The following is a 17,168-nucleotide window of genomic DNA, read 5'->3' as shown; positions in this document are numbered from 1 at the left end:
CGGCTTTTCCGTTGGGGGGAGAGCGTCTCTGCGACAGCCTAGCGGGACCGGTTCGGCGGCGGTAGGCCTTGTGCACAAGGTGGATTCCGGCATCGGTTGGGTGACACACGCGGCTTTTTATGGTGTGTGTCCGACAAGACGTGGTGCGGAGAAGGAGGATGGACAACGACCCCCCACCGGCACGGGAGAGCCCGATGCGTTCCGGCTCGGCCGGGAGATCGCGGCCCCACCGACCAGAAGGCGAGAGTATGACCGCCCGCAAAGCGATGACCCCCCGCGAACAGGACGCCTGCCTCCGACGGATCGGAACCGCACTCCTGGCGACCGCCCCCCAGGGGTGGCTCAAACTCCGACTCGTCTACTCGGGGCTGGTCGACTCCGAGGCGATCCACGTCGATGCGCTGATGGAGCACGGCCGCGGCGTCGGCTGCGTTCCCCCGTTCTCCGTCCTGGGTGAGCTGCGCGATCTGCGCGCGGGCATGTTCGCCGAGCGGACCGGTACCTGGTACACGGCCTACTACGAGATGGAGCGCCCCGCCCGCTACCGGGTCCGCTACGACCACGAGAGCGAACCGTACTTCGACGAACCGCGGGGGGAGGACAGCTACCTGCTCGACCTGGAGCACTTCCCGCGCGACCGCGAACACATCCCCGACTGGCTGCTGGAGCGCCTCGACGGCGGCCGCGTGCCCGAGCCGGCGTCGCGGTGGAGCGCCCTGGCCACCTCGCGCCCCTCCCGCAAGGCGCGCATCGCCCCGGGGGAGATGGACCCCGAGGAGGTGATGGACACCATCCAGGAGATCGCGGCCCGTACCACCGCGGCCGTCCGGGGCGAGTGGCGCGAGGTCGTCGTCGAGCACAGGGCGCTGGTGGGGGTGGCGGCCTCCAAGGTGCGGGTGCTGCGGGAGGAGGGCGAGGAGTGGGACCTGCTCCTGCCCGAGGTGGCCCACCTGTTCCGAAGGCTCCGGACGGGCATGTACCACCAGGGCAAGGGGACGTGGTACACCTTCCGCCTCACCGTCAAGGAGTCGCGGGAGATCGGTGTCCACTACGACCTGAGCAACCCGCCCGAGTTCGACGTCGAACCCGACCCGCGCAGCTTCTACCGCGACGCGATGTACTTCCCCCGCAGCGCCGACCACCTCCCCGACTGGCTGCTGGACAAGCTCAGTGCGGCCCAGCGCATCATGCGCGGCACCGGGCCCGGCCGGTCCGGGGCCGACCCCGGAGCGTCCGGGTAGAGCACGGGACGACAGGCGCCGCCCGCCGCGGACGGGGCCGGGGCGACACGCGGGAACCGGGCCGCGGCGGCTCTGCCCACGGGGCACCGCTGCCGCCGCACGGCGGGCAGGGCCGGGCCGGCCCCGCGGCGGGGTCAGCGCAGCCGGCGCCCCACCGCCTCCCACACGTGGACGTCGGCGGCGGTGACCTTCAGGTCCCCGTTGCCCAGCGGTGCGACCGTGACCGACCGGACGTAAGGTCCGTGGTTCCAGCGCCGGGAGGTGTGCTCGGCGACGCCCTTGGCCTTGACCTGGCCCAGGGCGCCCGCCGGTCCGGCCAGGAGGCGCAGCTGCCACGACGCCCGCAGCCCTTCCACCCCCTGGTACTCCCTCCGGCTCAGCAGGGGCAGCACGCCCGACAACCGGTCGCCGTCCGGGGTGAGCGGGTGGCGCTGGCCCGCGCTCGTGCCCCGGATGACCTCGACCGCGCACTCCACCCCCTCGGGCAGGGGCTCGGCCAGGCGGAACACGAACCTCAGCCGATCCCCGCGCCCCACCGGACGCACCCGGACGTCCTCCACCTCCACGGTGAGCGCCAGCGGCGAGGTGACCAGCCCCAACCGGTCGTTGACCGTGTAGTAGGGCCGAACCCGGGAACCGGGCCCGGCGTCGGGGTGCACGTTCTGCGCCGGGTACTCGATGATCTTCTTGTAGCCCACCACCCCCGACAGGTGGCGGCCCACCGTGTGCTCGGTGCCGTCGGAGAGCACCAGCCGCATCTCCCACTTCTCGGAGTCGCCGTGGCGGCCGCGCACGACCGCCTCCGGGTCGACGACCGCGGTGAACAGGCCTCCCTGGGCGACCGGCGCGGAGAACTCGCGCATCGTGTTCGGCGAGCTGCCCAGCCGCACCACCATCCGGGCCCGCGCGTCGGCCTCCTCACGGCCCAGCACGCGCCCCTGGACGGTGATGAGGCCGTCGGCGGACTCCACGTGTTCCACCTCGGCGTGGTGGGGCGACCTGCGCACGTGCAGGAGCAGGTTCCCCTTGGCCGAGCGGCTGGGCAGGACGAGCGACAGCCGGTCGGTGCGCCGGGGAGAGAGCGGAAATCCGTGCTGGTGGATCTCCACGTCGCGCACCGGCGTGGTCCGGTCCCCGTCGATGCGCATCACGTCCCACGTCACCGAGGACAGGAGCTCCTGCGACGCGTCCACCACCACCTGGCCGCGCCAGTCGGGGGCCAGGGTCACGCGCTTGCCCGCACGGACCAGTTCGACGAGGTCGGGCGGCTCGGTGAAGAACAGCGTCACCACGCCGTCCGCGCCGGCCCGCACCCGGCAGGACGGGCGGGTCTCCGGAACCGGTTCGGCGCGCGGCGCGGGCACGTGGACGGCGACGTCGGAGGCGGTGAGCGGGTGCCCCGACAGGTCGGCGAACAGCTCCTCGTGCCGGCGCACGACGTTGACGGGGTCGAAGCGCTCGGAACCGGCGAGCGCGGCCATCGCCATGCGGTGGCGCAGCTGGTCGTCGGCCATCAGCTCGGCCAGCCCCTCGGCGATGCCCGGGACGGACCTGTTGGGCACGAGGAGTCCGTCCTCGCGGTCGCGGATGATGGAGGCGGGTCCGTGGGGGCAGTCGGTGCTCACCACGGGCAGACCCGAGCGCATGGCCTCGACGATGGTCATCCCGAACGGCTCCTCGCTGGAGGTGACCGCCGCGAACGCACCCTGGGCCCAGGCCTCCTCCACGTGGGGGTGGGGGCCCATCAGCCACACACGGTCCTGGAGCCCCAGGGAGGCCACCAGCTTGGCCAGGGCGGCGCGCTTGCTGCCGCGCCCGTAGATGCGCAGCGTCCAGTCGGGGAAGTCCTCGGAGACCGTGGCGAACGCCTGCACGAGCAGGTCGTGGCGCTTGCTGGGGGCGAGCCTGCCCGCCGAGACGATGGTGCGCGAGTTGTGGCCGTGGGTGGTGAAGGGCGGGGCGGGCACGGAGTTGGGGATGGACAGCAGCCGGACCCCGGGCAGGGGCATCTTGCGCCGGTAGGTGCGGGCGTCGGCCTCCGTGACGGTGACGAACGCGTCCAGGCCGGGGTACTCGGCCGCCATCACGCGGCGCAGGGCCTCCGAGTGCTGGTCGTAGGTGAGGTGCTCCTGCCCGACCTTGACGACGCGGTCCGGTGCGGCGCGGGCGATGGCGATGTTCAGACCCGGCCGGGTGCCCACGACCACGTCGGCGTCGGTGGTGGACAGGTACTCCTCGAGGCGCCGGTCGGTCAGGCGGCTGTGCGCGGACCCGCGGGTGTCCTCCGGCGGAAAGAGGACCGGGGGCAGGCCGGCCAGTTCCGAGCCCTCGTACAGGGGGCGACCCTCCGCTCCGGTGCGGCCGTCGTGGTTGCGCACGTCGACGAGCGGCCGCAGGGTGACCCCGGGCGGTACGGGCAGGCTGGGCGTGGCCCGGTGCCGGAACACCGACACGATCTCGACCTCGTGGCGGGCCGAGAGAGCGGCGGCCTGATTGGCGACGGTGCGGATCGTGCCCCCGATGCCGTACATGTCGTTGATCAGATAGGCGATCTTCACAGAGCCCCCGTGTTCTCGGTGCCACCCCGAGCCCCCGCACGGAAACGGCACCGCACCCTCCGGTACCCGCACCGGTCGCTCCCGCGGCCGGAGCTGTGTTTCCCGGCCGCAGGAGCGGTGCAGGAGTGAACAGGCTATGGGTGCATACCGGGCGAAAGTTCTAAATATGGGATTAACTTCCGAAAGGTTTGCCGAAAGCTGCCGGTGCCTTGTGCCGATCCGACGCGAGGGGGGACAGGGCCCCGGGGGACTCCGGTGGGAGACGGTGTCTCCGGGCCGCGGGGGACGGGCCGGTGTCGTGTGGGCCGGTGTCGTGTGGACGGGTCGGGGAAGCGCGGGATGCGGGGCGGCGGGGCGTCAGTAGAAGTGGCCGCCCTGCCAGTAGGACCAGGCCGCGCAGGGGGTGCCGTAGGTGTCGGCGATGTACCCCAGACCCCAGGAGATCTGGACGGAAGGGCTGCCCCGGAAGCCCTGGGGCATGCTGCCGTGGCGGCCGGGCACGAAACCGCTGATGCCGATCGCGCCGTCGTCGGGGTTGGTGAGGGTGTGGTCCCACTGGGAGACGGCGCTCCACAGGTTGCTGAGGCACTGCCACTCGCCCTCGGTCCAACCCCGGTTCTCGGCCATGTTGCGGGCCAGGTTCTGGTTGTCCAGGGCGTTGGGGTTGCCCCGTCCCCATTCGTAGGCCTCGGGTGCCTCGGGCCGGTCGGCGTCGACCCAGGTCTCCTCACCGCACTCGGGCCCCTCGACCAGGCACACCATCTGCCGTACGCCCTCGTTGAAGGTCGAGCTGAGTTCGAGCTGGTAGACCGCGACCATGACCGCGGCGACGAGAAGGGTGACGGCGGCCGTCTCGACGAACCCGGCGCCCCGGTCACGGAGGGCGGGCCGGTCCGGACGGAGCCGGAGGAGGGAGCAGCGGCGGGCGCGGGGGTGCGTGCTGCTGCGGGTGCGTGCGCGGGGAGCGGCGCCGAGGGGTTCGGAGGGGTGCGGGGCACGGGAGGAGAGACGGAAGCCGAGAACCCGCGCCAGTGGTCCACGCACCCGGGGCGGGCCGCTCCGAGCACCGGAACGCCCGGGAGGCCCCGTGGGGGAGGGGCGCCGGGGATCCCCGAGGTCGGGGTACTGGGGGGTGGGCAACGCGGTCTCCTGCGGCGTGTGCGACGAGGTCGTGGTGAGGGTGGCAGGCGGGGTGGGGGAGTCAGGAGATGGGGATGTCTTCGATGGGCTCGAACCTGGGGATCTCTACAGTAATTTCTTCGACTCCTTCAGAAACCGAATAGAGAGACCAATATGCAACCTGTTCCCCTGGTTCCAGGCGCGATTTGAAGTTGGCTGAGGAGTCGCCTGAGCACAGGCATGAGCCAAGGCCGTCCATGATGGGATGGTGTCTGGCTCCCCTGTTTTCATCTATTATGGTGACTCCGGCAAAATTAGCGCCCGAGTATGTATAGGAGCGTCCGGACAGCCAAGTTAGCACTACTCTTTCAGAGCTTGGATTTGCTATACTCCAAGTAATTGAGAGTAGATTCCCTCTCTCGTTAATCTGTGCTTGGTTGATTTCTGCCGTTAAATCCTCTGATTTTTCATGGTTTCCTTTGGCTGCCCCGAGGGATTCGAGATCCTCGGTTCTGGTTTCAGGGGAGGCGGATGCCACTCCAAGTGATACTAAAAGTGACACTACTGCAAAGGATGATATTAGGGGTACTTTTTGTGATATCTTTTTCACAGGCTCCTACTTCTCAAATGTTATGCTGACCCTGCGGTTGCGTTCGCGTCCTTCGTTCGTGCTGTTGTCTGCTATGGGGTCGCTTGATCCGTGGCCTTGGGTTTCGAATGATATCCCAGGCCTAGTTATCATTGTCCTTAGTTCTTCCTCTACTGATGAGGCGCGGTCTTCTGAAAGGGGGATATTTACCGAGTTGCTTCCCCTGTTGTCGGCATGTCCGTCGATTTTGATCGTTTCCCCTGAGGCATCATCAATTTCTGTAGCCACTTGCTCTAGGATGGAGAGAGCGTCGGGGTTTAGGTCCGAGCTATTGGTTTCAAAAAGGACATCCGAAGAAAGTATGATGGTGACTTCGTCGTTGTCCTCTGTGCGCCCTGTTTGGTCGTCGATGTTGTCAGTTATTGTTGTCAGGTCTAAAATTTGTGGCTCTAAGAGATTGCTGTTCTCCATGCTCTCTGATGACGTGCTGATGGGGATATCCATTATGGGCGGGGCCAGGGGGAGGACAACGGTCATGTTGTCCACTTCTTCCGGAGGCTCCGGGTAGGCCACCCACATCTCGGCTGATTGGCCGCCGCCAATCGATCCTTGCAGCGGAGGGGAGCAGAAGCAGTCTCCGTTGCTTTGGTTGTAGCTAATGTATCTTTGCTGGTTTTCTGCATCGATCAGAGATATTTGGCTAGCTGTATTTGATTCACCTTCTTCTGAAAGGCTTCCCCCTAGGGAAAATGGGTTGCTTGAGTTATTTTTAATGTTGATGTTGAGTCTTAATATTTCATTTTCGAGTCTTTCAAGGGCAACTATATCAACCTGAAGTTCGGGGCCGATCGACGTGGTTGTTGTTATAGTCGAAGCGATCGGCTTGAGGAGATGTTCGCTTGGTTCTTCCTGGGGGCCTGTCGTCGGATCTCCAACTGCGCCTGGCCCTTCGTCTGCAGAGGTTCCGGTGCCCCCATCCACCACGCACCCAGGGATGAATAATATGAGAGGAGCCATGAGTGCTCCTCGCGCCAGGGAAATGTGAGTTCTCATGGTGGGAGATCGGCGGGCTTTCTTGTTGGGAGTTTTCTTATTTTTCCTGGCTGGCGCCATTGAATTTGGCCTAGTTTTCTATTTGGTTTCCCTATGGCTGGGGTCCGCTAAGGATATCCGATACGGCTGTCCCGATGGAATCAGTGATGTTGTCGGGAATCCCCAGGGCCCAGATGCCGGCAGCGACAGCCGCGACCAGGATCAGGATTGCCGCGTATTCGACAATCCCCGCGCCCGTGTCGTTCTTCTTCTCGGTGGGGGTGGCCAGGGTGCTCAGCCTCACCCATGCCTTGGTCAGTTGGTCCATGAGGGCAACTCCTGGGGGGATGCAGGGAGGTAGGGGTCCTGGCGGCCACGTCGCTGAACCCGCCGCCGCGAACCGGAGTCCCGGATCGCCTTCGGCCTGCCGACGGATGCACCCTGTGTCTACAGAGGTCCGTCATGTCCAACTATCCGGCACCGCTCCGAGGGTCTACCCGGGCCTGACCGGATGTGGCCACCTTTCTTCACGATGCCCGCCCGCTTCCGCCGGCACACCTTGTCCACAAGCTCCGAAGATCTCTCCGAAAGTCTCGTGAGCACACGCGAACCCCGTCGCGGCAGGCCTTCCCAGGATTCCCCAAACTTCCCGGCAGGGGAACCCCGTGCTGCTGAAACATGGAAACTCGTGACCTTCGGTGCCCGCGCGGTCACCGCCGGGTTCGGTCGCACCCGGGCAGAACCCGGCCCCCGCCGGAGTGATCCCATCCAGAAGAACCCGCCCCGTGTGCCGAGAAGGAACGACGCGACCGATGGACCTGATCCTCCCCCTGCTGTGGGGCCCGGCCATCGCCTACATGGTGGTCCACCCCCTCATTGCCGCCCTGCGCCGCAGCCGTGCCGCCCTCGAGGCCGGGACCGCGGACACGCCCCCTCCCCGAGACATCCCCCGGCCCGAGGAGCTGGAGCCCGCGCAGCTCGGCTACCTCGTCGGCGGCCCCGCCCGGGCCGCCGAGGTCGCCCTCGCGGACGCCTTCCTCGCCCGCCGCGTGCGCATCGACCGGGACAAGGGCACCATCGGCCTCGTCGGAACCTCTCTCTGCTACACGCGTGAGAAGAAGGACCCCCTCCGCCGCGCCCTTGTCGCGTTCTTCCGCAAGCGCGGGTCCGAGGCCGGGGCCGGCACGGTCGTCGCCGCCCTGGTCCGGGGGCAGGGCATGCTCAAGGTCTGGGAGGGCCTGGCCGCGGCGGGGCTCGTCGCGGACTCGCCGGCGCTGCGCACGGCCCTGGCAGCGCGGGCGCGGGTACCGGGGCGGATACGTACGAGGCGTCTCCTGGCCGCGGCCGCGATCGCGGCCGGCGGCGGCCTCCACCTCTTCGCGGGGCCGGGGGCGGTGAGCACGGGGATCCTCGTGGCGGGTGCGGCCGTCCTCGGGCTCCTGGAGGTCGTGCGCGCCGTCATGCGCTCCACCGGCGGGCCCACCCCCGTTCCGCTCACTCCGGCGGGCAGGACGGTCGCGGAGGCCGCCCAGGGCCTGGTACTTCCCGAGGCCGGAACCGACCTGGAGAGCGGTGAGGCCCTGCGCCACGTCGCCGTCTCCGGCTTCGGGGAACTGCGTAGGCACGCGCGTGCCGAGGCGCCTCCCGCAAGGAGGGGGCGCGGCCGGGACCTCGACGGCTCCGACAGCGGGGGAGTCACAGGCCTCGATGCTCCCGCGACCACCGACCGGATCGACCTGGACTCCCTCGGCGAGCTCGCCGACCTGTGCCGGCGCAGTGGTCCGGGGGTCGGGGAAGGGGGCATCCCCGGCTCGGACGGCTGGGGTGGTCCTGCGGAGGGCTCCGGTTCCGGGGGTCTCGGGGACGGAGGCGGCGGGGGAGACAGTGGCGGCGGTGGCGGCGGGGAGTGAGTTTCCGGCGGTCCCGGTTCCTCCGGAGACAGCGAACCGGTTCGGACGTCGCCGCAGACGTCCGAACCGGTCTGCTCCGTGCCCGGGAGACGGCGCCACTGCCTGCCAACAGTGTCGGCGCCGCCACCCTTGTCGTTACCCGGGACGGGCGCGGGATCAGCCTCGGCCGGTGCTGCCGGGCAGCTCCGCGGCCCGGGCCAGCAGCTCGTAGGAGCGCAGACGAGCTTCCTGGTCGTAGATCATCGACGACACCATCACCTCGTCCGCCCCCGTGTCGGTGACGAACAGTTCGAGCTTGCGCCGGACCGTTTCGGGTGATCCCACGAACGAGTAACGAAGCATGTGGTCCAACCGTTCCCGCTCCCCGGGACGCCAGGCGGTGTCCATCGAGTCCACCGGAGGCTGCAGCAGGCCGCGCGCGCCCCGCACGGTTCCCAGGAACGCCTGCTGCATCGTCGTGAACAGGCGCTGGGCCTCCTCGTCGGTGTCGGCGACGAAGGCGTTGGCCCCCAGCATCACGTAGGGCCGGGCGAGCTGTTCCGAGGGCTGGAAGGTCTCGCGGTAGACCCTGACCGCCTCGTACAGGGCGTCGGGCGCGAAGTGGGACGCGAACGAGTAGGGCAGACCGAGGTGGGCGGCCAGCTGGGCGCCGAAGAGGCTGGAACCCAGGATCCACAGCGGCACCCGCAGCCCCTCGCCGGGCACCGCGCGCACGGCCTGGTTCTCCTGGGCGGGCTCGAAGTAGGCCTGGAGCTCCTGCACGTCCCGGGGGAACGACGCCGCCGCGTTGTGGTCGCGCCGCAGCGCCGCCATCGTGCGAGGGTCGGTGCCGGGTGCCCGCCCCAGCCCCAGGTCGATCCGGCCGGGGTAGAGGGACTCCAGGGTTCCGAACTGCTCGGCGATCACCAGCGGGGAGTGGTTGGGCAGCATCACCCCGCCCGCGCCGACGCGGATCGTCGAGGTGCCCTCGGCCACGAACCCCAGTGCCACGGACGTGGCGGCGCTCGCGATGGCCTGCATGTTGTGGTGCTCGGAGAGCCAGAAGCGCGTGTAGCCCAGACGCTCGGCGTGCTGGGCCAGCTCGCGTACGGCCCGCAGCGCCTGGCCGGGGGTGGACCCTTCGGAGACACTGGCGTGGTCGAGCACGGACAGTTTGAACTCGGACATGGGTGGTCGTTCCCTCTCCCCCTGCGTGCTGCTCATCGTTCGATGTTCGACGAACATCGAACAACCAAGCTACACTTCCGGCTGTCACAGGACAAACCGGATGACCCCGCCGGAAGGCGCACGGGAAGGAGGCCCGCCTTGGCCCCCAGGGAGCAGGCGCACCCCCAGCTCGACGAGGTGGAACTGGTCACCGTGCTCGCCGCCATGGCGGAGCCCACCCGCCTGCGGATCGTGCGGATGCTCGCGGAGGGCGAGCGCGCGTGGAGGGACCTCGACCTGCCCATCGCCCAGTCGACCCTCAGCCATCACCTGAAGATCCTGCGCAGGGCGGGCCTGGTGCAGAGCCGCACGGAGGGCACCCGGTGCTTCGTCTCGCTGCGCGGCGCGGAGCTGGAGAACCGCTTCCCGGGGCTGCTGGAGACGGTGCTGGCCTGCCGGGACACCGTGCGCCAGGACGCGTGCGGGTCCGGTACGCCCTCGGACCGGCTCGGAAGTGGGCGAGCGGAGACCGTTCCCCAGGAGTAGGAGTGAGAGGGGAACGGAGCGCCGCCCGCCCGGCAGCGGTCGGTACCCGGTCGGGCCCCGCCGGGGCCCGGAGGGGTTCCGCAGCCCCCACAGTAGGGGACCGGCGGGCACGGCGCGGGTGGTTGCGGCAAGCCGCAGGGAAAAGCGGTGGGGCACAAGCCTCGAAGGGGAGGTAACCGGTGCACCGCGCCCTCCGGAGGAGCGGCGCGTCGCCCCGCCGGAGGCATCCGCCGCCTTCCCGCTCCGGAGTGTTCGAGAGAAGGAGGAGGGAAGAGGCGAGGAGCCGCCTCTCCCCTCCCTTTGCGCACCAGGAGTACGAGGTGCCCCGACCGGCCGCTTCTGTCCGTGTCCGAAACATGCGTCCGGGTGGCACCGGCTATGTCGGGGATGTACTTTCGAAACTCGCCACATTCGCGAGCCTGGGCCGTGAGGAGGACACAGCGCCCCGCCCCAGGAGAGTGGAAAGCCGGCCCCATGCCCCCTGAAGTCGCACTCCCGCCCCACGTCCGTCCTCTCGCCGACAGCGACCCCGTGTGGGTCGGCCCGCACCGGTTGATCGGCCGGCTCGCCGACGCCGGCTCCGGTGTCGTCCACGCCGCCGTGTCACCCCGGGGAGAACCCCTCGCCCTCAGGGTCGCCGGCGTCCGGGAGGTGCCCGGGGCCGGCCGCCGCGGCGAGACCCCCGACACCGGAGGCCTCGTGCTGGGGCCCGTGGACAGCGGTGTCCACCGGGGCCGGCCGTGGGCCGCCGTCGCCTACCGCCCCGCCCCGGACCTGGGTGAACACGTCCGCACACGGGGCGCCCTCGCCGGGAAGGCGCTCCTGGTCCTGGCGGCGGGGACCGCCGAGGCCCTGGCCGTGATGCACGGGACCGACACCGCGCACGGAGACATCGTCCCCGAGAACGTGCTGGTCACCTCCGACGGACCCCGGGTCGTCGACTACGGCATCGCCCGCCGCGTCGACGACGGCACCGCCGCCGAACCCGAGGGCCGCATCGGCTGGCTGGCCCCCGAACGCTACGAGGGGGCGCGGCCCGACCCGCGCTCCGACGTCTTCTCCTGGGCGTGCCTGGTGGCCTACGCCGCGACCGGCCGCGAACCGCTCGGCGGGCGGGCGCCCCTCTACGAGGCGGCCTGGCGGGCGCGGGAACAGGGCGTCGACCTGTCCGCGCTGCCCCCGGACCTGGGGGGCGTGCTGGAGCGCGCACTGGACGCCGACCCCGCCTGCCGCCCCTCCGCGGAGGAGGTGTTCCTGATGTGCCTGCTGCTCCTGGGCGCCGACGAGAGCGCCACCCGCAACACCTGGCCGGAACTGCTGCGCGGCTACACCCGCGCGTTCTGGCCCCGCGTCGACACCCGCTGGCACCAGCCCGAGCGCTGGGTCGCCGCGGCCTACGCGCTCGACGAGGCGGCAGCCGCCGCGGGGGAGTCGGTCTGGGTTCCGGAGAACCGCGTCGCGGTGCAGCACCTGCGCGCCGCCGCTTCTCCCCCGGAGAGCCCGGAGCCGACCCCCGAACCGGCTCCCGAGGAGGACCGGGCGCCCGCCGCGCCCCGCCGGTCCCGCCACCGCAAGACCTCGGCTGCGGGCCGCGTCCTCGTCCTGGGCCTTCTCGGCTGCCTGGGGTTCACCGTTGTCGCGGGCGGCGGCTACGCCCTGTTCGACGCCCTGGCCGAGGACGTCGAACCCGTGTCGCAGACCCCCGAGGAGGAGACCGACGACGCCTCGGGGCCCGACGCCGGCCCCCTGTCCGGAGCCGACCTGGTGGCGGCGTCCGCGGAGCGCCTCCTGGAGGCGCGGTCCCTGGAGATGACCGTCCTCACCCACGCGGGCAACGGCGAGGGCTACGGGCAGCCGCTGCCGGCGGACACCGGCCTCACTCCTACCCTCAACGAACGCATCCTCTACCGGGCCGAGCCCGAGGCGCTGCGCTGGGTCGGCACCGTCAGCGGCTCCCGGGTCAGCGACCTCGCACTGGCCGACGGGCAGCTGCTGCGCGCCGAGGGCACCGCCTGGAACGGCCCCGCCACGTGGGCACCCGCCGGGCCCGAGGCCGACGAGGAGGCCTTCGACCCCGAACAGATCCTCCGGCCGCTCGTCCGCGCCGCCCAGGAGGGCGAGATCACCGCGGAGGAGGAGGCCGTCCACACCGCGCCGGTGCCGGCCCAGGACGCCTACGGCCACCTGGCGGGGGAGGACCCGCCCGACGAGGTGCCCGCGATCCGGATCGAGGGGAGCCTTCCCGCCTCCGACACCGGTACGGAGGCGCGGTTCACGCTCGTGGCCACCGAGGACGGCGTCCCGCTGGCCTTCGCCACCGAGTCCGCGCCGGGCGGACCCCCTCTGGGAGGGCGGCCGCTGGCGGAGGAGCCCCCGGAGGTCTTCCTCGGAGCCTCGCCGGAGTACTGGTACACGCTGTACACGTTCGTGGGCATCGACACGGAGGTGGACCCGGGGATCCCGGCCGTCGAGGACATCGCCGCACACCCCCTCCCCGGGACCTGAGCGCGGCCCCCGGGGCCGGATGCGGCCACTCCTGGATGTGGACGGCATCGGCGCCCCGGGGATACTCTCGACGCCGTGTCACGTACCACCGACCAAGAGCAGTGGGCCGGTCGGCCGGTATGGAGGCACCCTGACATGTCCGGGGAGCGACCTGTGAGCACACACACCGCGCACCGCATCTGAGCACGCCCCGCGCCGGCCCTCCTCCGCAGCCGAGGACCCGCCGAGCGCCTCCGGGGCCCTGACGGGTCCCGTGGAAACCGAATGCTCTGCGGCCTCCCCGCCCTCCCGGCTCCGCCGTGTCCGCGGGCCCTTCGTGTCCTGTGACCCCGACGCCTGCGCGTGCCCGCGCACCGCCGGGGATCCCTCGGGGACGGCCGCACACCGATCACCGAGGAGATTCCTGTGTCCGAAACCAACGCCCGGTCCGGCCCCGGCGACGCACCGCACGTGAGCGACTTCAACCTTCCCGTGGTGGAGGAGTTCCGCGCCAACGGCGGCCGCGTCGGCGGCATGTTCGAGGGGGGCGACCTTCTGCTGCTCACCACGGTCGGCGCCCGCAGCGGCCGTGAGCACACCACGCCGCTCGGCTGGGTCCGCGCCGAGGGACGCCTCCTGGTCGTCGCCTCGGCCGGCGGCTCCGACCGCCACCCCGACTGGTACCGCAACGTGCTCGCCCGGCCGATGGTGCGGGTGGAGCTGGGCAGCGAGGTGTTCGACGCCGTCGCGGTGCCCACCGAGGGGGACGAGCGCGACCGCCTCTTCGCCGCGTGCGTCGAGGCGGCCCCCGGCTACGGCGACTACCAGGCCGGAACGGAGCGGATCCTGCCGGTGGTCGCGCTCGACCGCGTCCACGAGGACGAAGGCGCGAAGGAGGCCGAGAACCTGGCGGAGAAGCTCGTGGAGATCCACCGCTGGCTGCGCGGTCAGCTGGACCGCGTCCGCCAGGAGGCGGACGCCTACCTCGCCGAACGCGACGCGCGGGCCGCCCGGGAGGGCACCGTGCCCCAGCCCGGGCTCACCCTCCAGATCCGCCAGCACTGCCTGGCCTTCTGCGAGTCCCTGCACTTCCACCACACCGGCGAGGAGTCCATGTTCCCCGTCCTGGCGGAGCAGAACCCGCACCTGGCCGACACCCTGCGCCGGCTCTCGGAGGAGCACGTGGTGGTCGACCGCATCCGCCGCGAACTGGAGGCGCTCCTGGGCGAGCTGGCCACCGCCGACCCGGACGCCTTCCGCGCCGAACTGGACCGGATGACCCGGGAACTGGAAGAGCACCTGGACCACGAGGAGGCCACGCTGCTGCCGACGCTGGAAGCCATCCCCTTCCCGCCCGTCACCCCCCACCACCCTCAACCGACGGCCTGACGGCCGCAGCCTTCTTGCCCGTCGCCCACCACCGCCCTCAATCGACGGCCTGACGGCCGTAGCCTTCTTGCCCGTCGCCCACCACCGCCCTCGATCGACGGCCTGACGGCTGCAGCTTTCCCGCCGGTCGGCGCCGGTGCCCCGCCCCGGGGGTCGTCTCCGGGGCGGGGTCCGGGAAGCTCCGGACCGGCCTCGGTAGGTGCTCCACAGCACCTCCGTAGCCCCCTCCCGTATCGGTGAACTTACGTGGCGACCACGTATTGCCGGGACTCCGTCCGCAACGGAAGATGATGCCGGGTGGCCACCCTCCCCCGTCCCCCCGTCGCCCCCCGAAGGGTTCACCGGTACATGCGCAAGAGCACACTGGGCGCGGCCGCAGCGGCCTTCGCCCTGCTGCCCGTCATGCTCGCCCCCCCTGCCCTCGCCGAGGAGGTCCCCGGCTTCCTCGACACCACCGACACCACCGAGCGCACCTACATCGTCGTCCTGGACGAGTCGGCCGCCCCCGACGAGGTCGCCGAACGCAATGACGACGACCCGATCGGCGTCTACGAGCACGCCCTCACCGGCTACGCCGCGGAGATGACCGCCGCCGAGGCCTCCGACCTCCTCCTCGACCCCGACGTCGCCTTCGTCCAGGAGGACCAGCCCGTCCACGCCTTCGACCAGGACGTGCCCGACGGGATCTCCCGCACCTTCGCCCCCGACAACCCGAACCTGGCGATCAACGGCCAGGCCGACTACGTGCCCGACGTCGCCATCGCGGTCCTCGACACCGGCGTCGACGGCTCCCACCCCGACCTCAACGTGGTGGACTCCGTCAACTGCACCAGCGGCACCTGCGTCCCCAACACCGCGAGCGACGGCAACGGGCACGGCACCCACGTCGCCGGCAGCGCCGCCGCCATCGACAACGGAGAGGGCGTCGTCGGCATGGCCCCCGGCGCCGACATCTGGAACGTCCAGGTCCTCAACGCCTCCGGCAGCGGCTCCCTGGCCGGCATCACGGCGGGCGTCGACCACGTGGCGGCCCACGCCGACGAGATCGCCGTCGCCAACATGAGCCTGGGCTGCCAGAACTGCAGCAACCAGGCCCTCGGCCAGGCCATCTCCTCGGCGGTCGACTCGGGCGTCGCCTTCGCGGTCGCCGCGGGCAACAGCGCCACCGACGCGGCGAACTTCTTCCCCGCCAACCACCCCGACGTGCTGACGGTCTCCTCCATGGCCGACTCCGACGGCGCGCCCGGCGGCAACGGCGGCAGCCTCGGCTGCACCGGCGACGCCGACGACACCCTCTCCTACTTCTCCAACTACGGCGCGGTCGTGGAGATCGCGGCCCCCGGATCCTGCATCACCTCCACCCTGCCCGGCGGCGCCTACGGCAGCATGAGCGGCACCTCGATGGCCTCCCCGCACGCCGCGGGCGGCCTGGCCCTCCTCGCCACCGGCGACGCCAGGCCCACCGACCGCAACGGCGTCATGGCCATGTACGACACCCTGGTCACGGCCGGCAACCACGACTGGACCGACGACTCCGGCGACGGCGTCCACGAGCCCCTGCTCGACGTCGGTGACGCCGACCTGTTCCCGGCCGACGGCGACGCCCCGCCGCCCGCCGGTCCGGTCGCCTCCCTCACCCACTCCTGCGACGACACCACGCTGACCTGCGCCTTCGACGGGTCCGCGTCCTCCTCCGGCGGCACGGTCACCGGCTGGTCCTGGGACTTCGGCGACGGCACCACCGGCACCGGCGCCACCGTCGAGCACACCTACGGCGCCGAGGGCGACTACACCGTGACCCTCACCGTCACCGACGACTCGGGCGCCACCGACACCGCCACCGCCGAGATCTCCGTGGGCGCCCCCGACCACACCGGTCCCACGGCCGCCTTCACCGGCAGCTGCTACAGCCTCTTCCGCCTGTGCCAGTTCAACGCCTCCTCCTCCGAGGCCGGGGACGCCCCGATCGCGTCCTACGCGTGGAACTTCGGCGACGGCTCCAGCGGCAGCGGCGCCTCGCCCTGGCACTTCTTCCCGGGTGCCGGGACCTACACCGTGACCCTCACCGTCACCGACACCGAGGGCGCCACCGCCACCGCGACCAGGAACATCACCCTCAGATAGCCCGCGCGAGGGCACCGCGGAGGCGGAGCCCCCGGCTCCGCGCCTCCACACGGAACCCTCTCCTGCCTCGCGGCCCCTCCCCGGCTCTCCGGGGGAGGGGCCGCGTCAGTCGCCCAGGATGACGCCGAGATCGACCTCGGTGCCCAGGAACATCGACCCGACGATGAGCAGCAGCAGCCCCGGCAGCAGCGTCACCGCCGTCACCATCGTCACGCGCGGATTGAGGCGCTGGGCCTTGCGGCGCATGTACTGGGCGTCGGCACGGCGCATGTCCTGGCTGATGTTGACGAGGGTGTCGCTCAGCGGCGCCCCCAGCTCCTCGGCCTGCTGGATCGCCGTCACGAACTTGCTCAGCGACTCGTTGCGGTTGCGGCGGCGCAGCATCTCGAACGCCTCGCGCCGGGGCGTGCCCAGGTCCATCTGCCGCAGGGCGAGCGTGAACTCGTCGGCGAGCACCCCCGGCATCGACTCGGCCACCCGCGACAGCGCCGAGCGGAACGACAGGCCCGCGCTCACCGTCACCGCGAGCACATCCAGGAAGTCGGGCAGCTGCGACTGCACCTTGTCGGCCCGCTCCTGGGTCCGGACGTACAGGTCGAGGTCGGTCAGAGCCGTGAACGCCAGCACGACCAGGCCGATGAGCGGGTTCCCGACCGCGAACATCAGCACACCCACCGCGCCGTACAGCGCGACCTCGCCGACCTTGCGCCGCAGGTAGCGCTCCACGGAGAGACCGTCGGGGCGGCCGGCCGCCTCGATGCGCCGTCCCACCGACACCAGCCGCGCCTCACCCAGCGCCCCCGCCAGCGCGCCCGCGAACGGGCGGCCGATCGCCTCGGTGATCCGGTGCAGGAAGAAGGTCTGCTCCTCCCGCGTCCTGGGCGGGTGCACACCCGTACCGGCCACCCGCAGCCGGGACTGCGACAGCACCAGGTACAGGCCGCGCACGGCCACCGGTACGAGCAGCGCGGCGGCCAGCGACAGCAGGGCCGGGACCAGCAGGGGGAGGGCACTCATCGGGGGGTCGCTC

At 70.8% G+C, this 17,168-nt stretch carries 13 protein-coding genes; 6 read left to right on the top strand and 7 right to left on the bottom strand.

Features of this window, described 5'->3' with window-relative positions; all coding sequences use genetic code 11:
- The first annotated feature begins 248 nt into the window (after window positions 1-248).
- Window positions 249-1,241, top strand: a complete 993-nt coding sequence (locus FHS13_RS12900) for a hypothetical protein (protein WP_184291919.1) — start codon at window positions 249-251, stop codon at window positions 1,239-1,241.
- A 134-nt stretch (window positions 1,242-1,375) separates the two neighbouring features.
- Here FHS13_RS12900 and FHS13_RS12895 read toward each other — a convergent pair whose 3' ends face one another.
- The 5 genes from FHS13_RS12895 to FHS13_RS12875 all read right to left on the bottom strand — a co-directional run bounded on the left by FHS13_RS12895 (window position 1,376) and on the right by FHS13_RS12875 (window position 6,867).
- A complete protein-coding gene (locus FHS13_RS12895; RefSeq protein ID WP_184291917.1) occupies window positions 1,376-3,799 on the bottom strand; it encodes a glycosyltransferase in 2,424 nt (807 codons plus the stop codon).
- A 357-nt stretch (window positions 3,800-4,156) separates the two neighbouring features.
- The gene (locus FHS13_RS12890; protein ID WP_184291915.1) at window positions 4,157-4,939 is read right to left on the bottom strand and encodes an aggregation-promoting factor C-terminal-like domain-containing protein; all 783 of its coding nucleotides are present in this window, start codon (window positions 4,937-4,939) and stop codon (window positions 4,157-4,159) included.
- A gap of 61 nt (window positions 4,940-5,000) precedes the next feature.
- Window positions 5,001-5,528 (bottom strand): hypothetical protein, encoded by a 528-nt coding sequence (locus FHS13_RS21500; protein ID WP_246405265.1) that lies wholly within the window; start codon window positions 5,526-5,528, stop codon window positions 5,001-5,003.
- Window positions 5,529-5,534: 6 nt separating this feature from the next.
- Window positions 5,535-6,524: an OmpA family protein gene (locus tag FHS13_RS12880; RefSeq protein ID WP_184291913.1), complete on the bottom strand. Its 990-nt coding sequence runs from the start codon at window positions 6,522-6,524 to the stop codon at window positions 5,535-5,537.
- Window positions 6,525-6,651: 127 nt separating this feature from the next.
- Complete coding sequence (locus tag FHS13_RS12875; RefSeq protein WP_184291911.1) at window positions 6,652-6,867, bottom strand: hypothetical protein; 216 nt, start codon at window positions 6,865-6,867, stop codon at window positions 6,652-6,654.
- Between the two features lie 484 nt (window positions 6,868-7,351).
- On the opposite strand from FHS13_RS12875, the gene FHS13_RS12870 reads away from it, so the two are divergent.
- A complete protein-coding gene (locus FHS13_RS12870; protein ID WP_184291909.1) occupies window positions 7,352-8,449 on the top strand; it encodes a DUF2207 domain-containing protein in 1,098 nt (365 codons plus the stop codon).
- 156 nt (window positions 8,450-8,605) lie between these two features.
- On the opposite strand, the gene FHS13_RS12865 is transcribed toward FHS13_RS12870, so the two are convergent.
- Window positions 8,606-9,616 carry an LLM class flavin-dependent oxidoreductase gene (locus tag FHS13_RS12865; protein ID WP_184291907.1) on the bottom strand — a complete coding sequence of 337 codons (1,011 nt, stop codon included), beginning with the start codon at window positions 9,614-9,616 and terminating at the stop codon, window positions 8,606-8,608.
- A gap of 138 nt (window positions 9,617-9,754) precedes the next feature.
- On the opposite strand from FHS13_RS12865, the gene FHS13_RS12860 reads away from it, so the two are divergent.
- The 4 genes from FHS13_RS12860 to FHS13_RS12845 all read left to right on the top strand — a co-directional run bounded on the left by FHS13_RS12860 (window position 9,755) and on the right by FHS13_RS12845 (window position 16,138).
- The gene (locus FHS13_RS12860; protein WP_184291905.1) at window positions 9,755-10,141 is read left to right on the top strand and encodes an ArsR/SmtB family transcription factor; all 387 of its coding nucleotides are present in this window, start codon (window positions 9,755-9,757) and stop codon (window positions 10,139-10,141) included.
- A 474-nt stretch (window positions 10,142-10,615) separates the two neighbouring features.
- Window positions 10,616-12,646 carry a serine/threonine-protein kinase gene (locus tag FHS13_RS12855; RefSeq protein WP_246405264.1) on the top strand — a complete coding sequence of 677 codons (2,031 nt, stop codon included), beginning with the start codon at window positions 10,616-10,618 and terminating at the stop codon, window positions 12,644-12,646.
- Window positions 12,647-13,051: 405 nt separating this feature from the next.
- Complete coding sequence (locus FHS13_RS12850) at window positions 13,052-14,014, top strand: nitroreductase/quinone reductase family protein (protein WP_343065009.1); 963 nt, start codon at window positions 13,052-13,054, stop codon at window positions 14,012-14,014.
- A 348-nt stretch (window positions 14,015-14,362) separates the two neighbouring features.
- Complete coding sequence (locus FHS13_RS12845) at window positions 14,363-16,138, top strand: PKD domain-containing protein (protein WP_184291901.1); 1,776 nt, start codon at window positions 14,363-14,365, stop codon at window positions 16,136-16,138.
- A gap of 105 nt (window positions 16,139-16,243) precedes the next feature.
- Here the strand turns inward: FHS13_RS12845 and FHS13_RS12840 are convergent, their stop codons facing one another.
- On the bottom strand, window positions 16,244-17,155 hold the full coding sequence (locus FHS13_RS12840; protein ID WP_184291899.1) for a type II secretion system F family protein: 912 nt from the start codon (window positions 17,153-17,155) through the stop codon (window positions 16,244-16,246).
- Window positions 17,156-17,168: the final 13 nt, after the last annotated feature.

Origin of the sequence: Nocardiopsis algeriensis (genome assembly GCF_014203695.1) — a bacterium.
Classification (GTDB): domain Bacteria; phylum Actinomycetota; class Actinomycetes; order Streptosporangiales; family Streptosporangiaceae; genus Nocardiopsis; species Nocardiopsis algeriensis.
Note: the sequence above shows the minus strand (reverse complement) of the source record. Positions and strands in the feature narration are given on the sequence as shown.

What these genes read in the sequence shown, in the direction of transcription:
- FHS13_RS12880 (WP_184291913.1), bottom strand. Translation starts at nt 6,524, where the DNA reads ATGGCTCCTCTCATATTATTCATCCCTGGGTGCGTGGTGGATGGGGGC.
- FHS13_RS12865 (WP_184291907.1), bottom strand. Translation starts at nt 9,616, where the DNA reads ATGTCCGAGTTCAAACTGTCCGTGCTCGACCACGCCAGTGTCTCCGAA.
- FHS13_RS12875 (WP_184291911.1), bottom strand. Translation starts at nt 6,867, where the DNA reads ATGGACCAACTGACCAAGGCATGGGTGAGGCTGAGCACCCTGGCCACC.
- FHS13_RS12870 (WP_184291909.1), top strand. Translation starts at nt 7,352, where the DNA reads ATGGACCTGATCCTCCCCCTGCTGTGGGGCCCGGCCATCGCCTACATG.
- FHS13_RS12900 (WP_184291919.1), top strand. Translation starts at nt 249, where the DNA reads ATGACCGCCCGCAAAGCGATGACCCCCCGCGAACAGGACGCCTGCCTC.
- FHS13_RS12845 (WP_184291901.1), top strand. Translation starts at nt 14,363, where the DNA reads ATGCGCAAGAGCACACTGGGCGCGGCCGCAGCGGCCTTCGCCCTGCTG.
- FHS13_RS12840 (WP_184291899.1), bottom strand. Translation starts at nt 17,155, where the DNA reads ATGAGTGCCCTCCCCCTGCTGGTCCCGGCCCTGCTGTCGCTGGCCGCC.
- FHS13_RS12855 (WP_246405264.1), top strand. Translation starts at nt 10,616, where the DNA reads ATGCCCCCTGAAGTCGCACTCCCGCCCCACGTCCGTCCTCTCGCCGAC.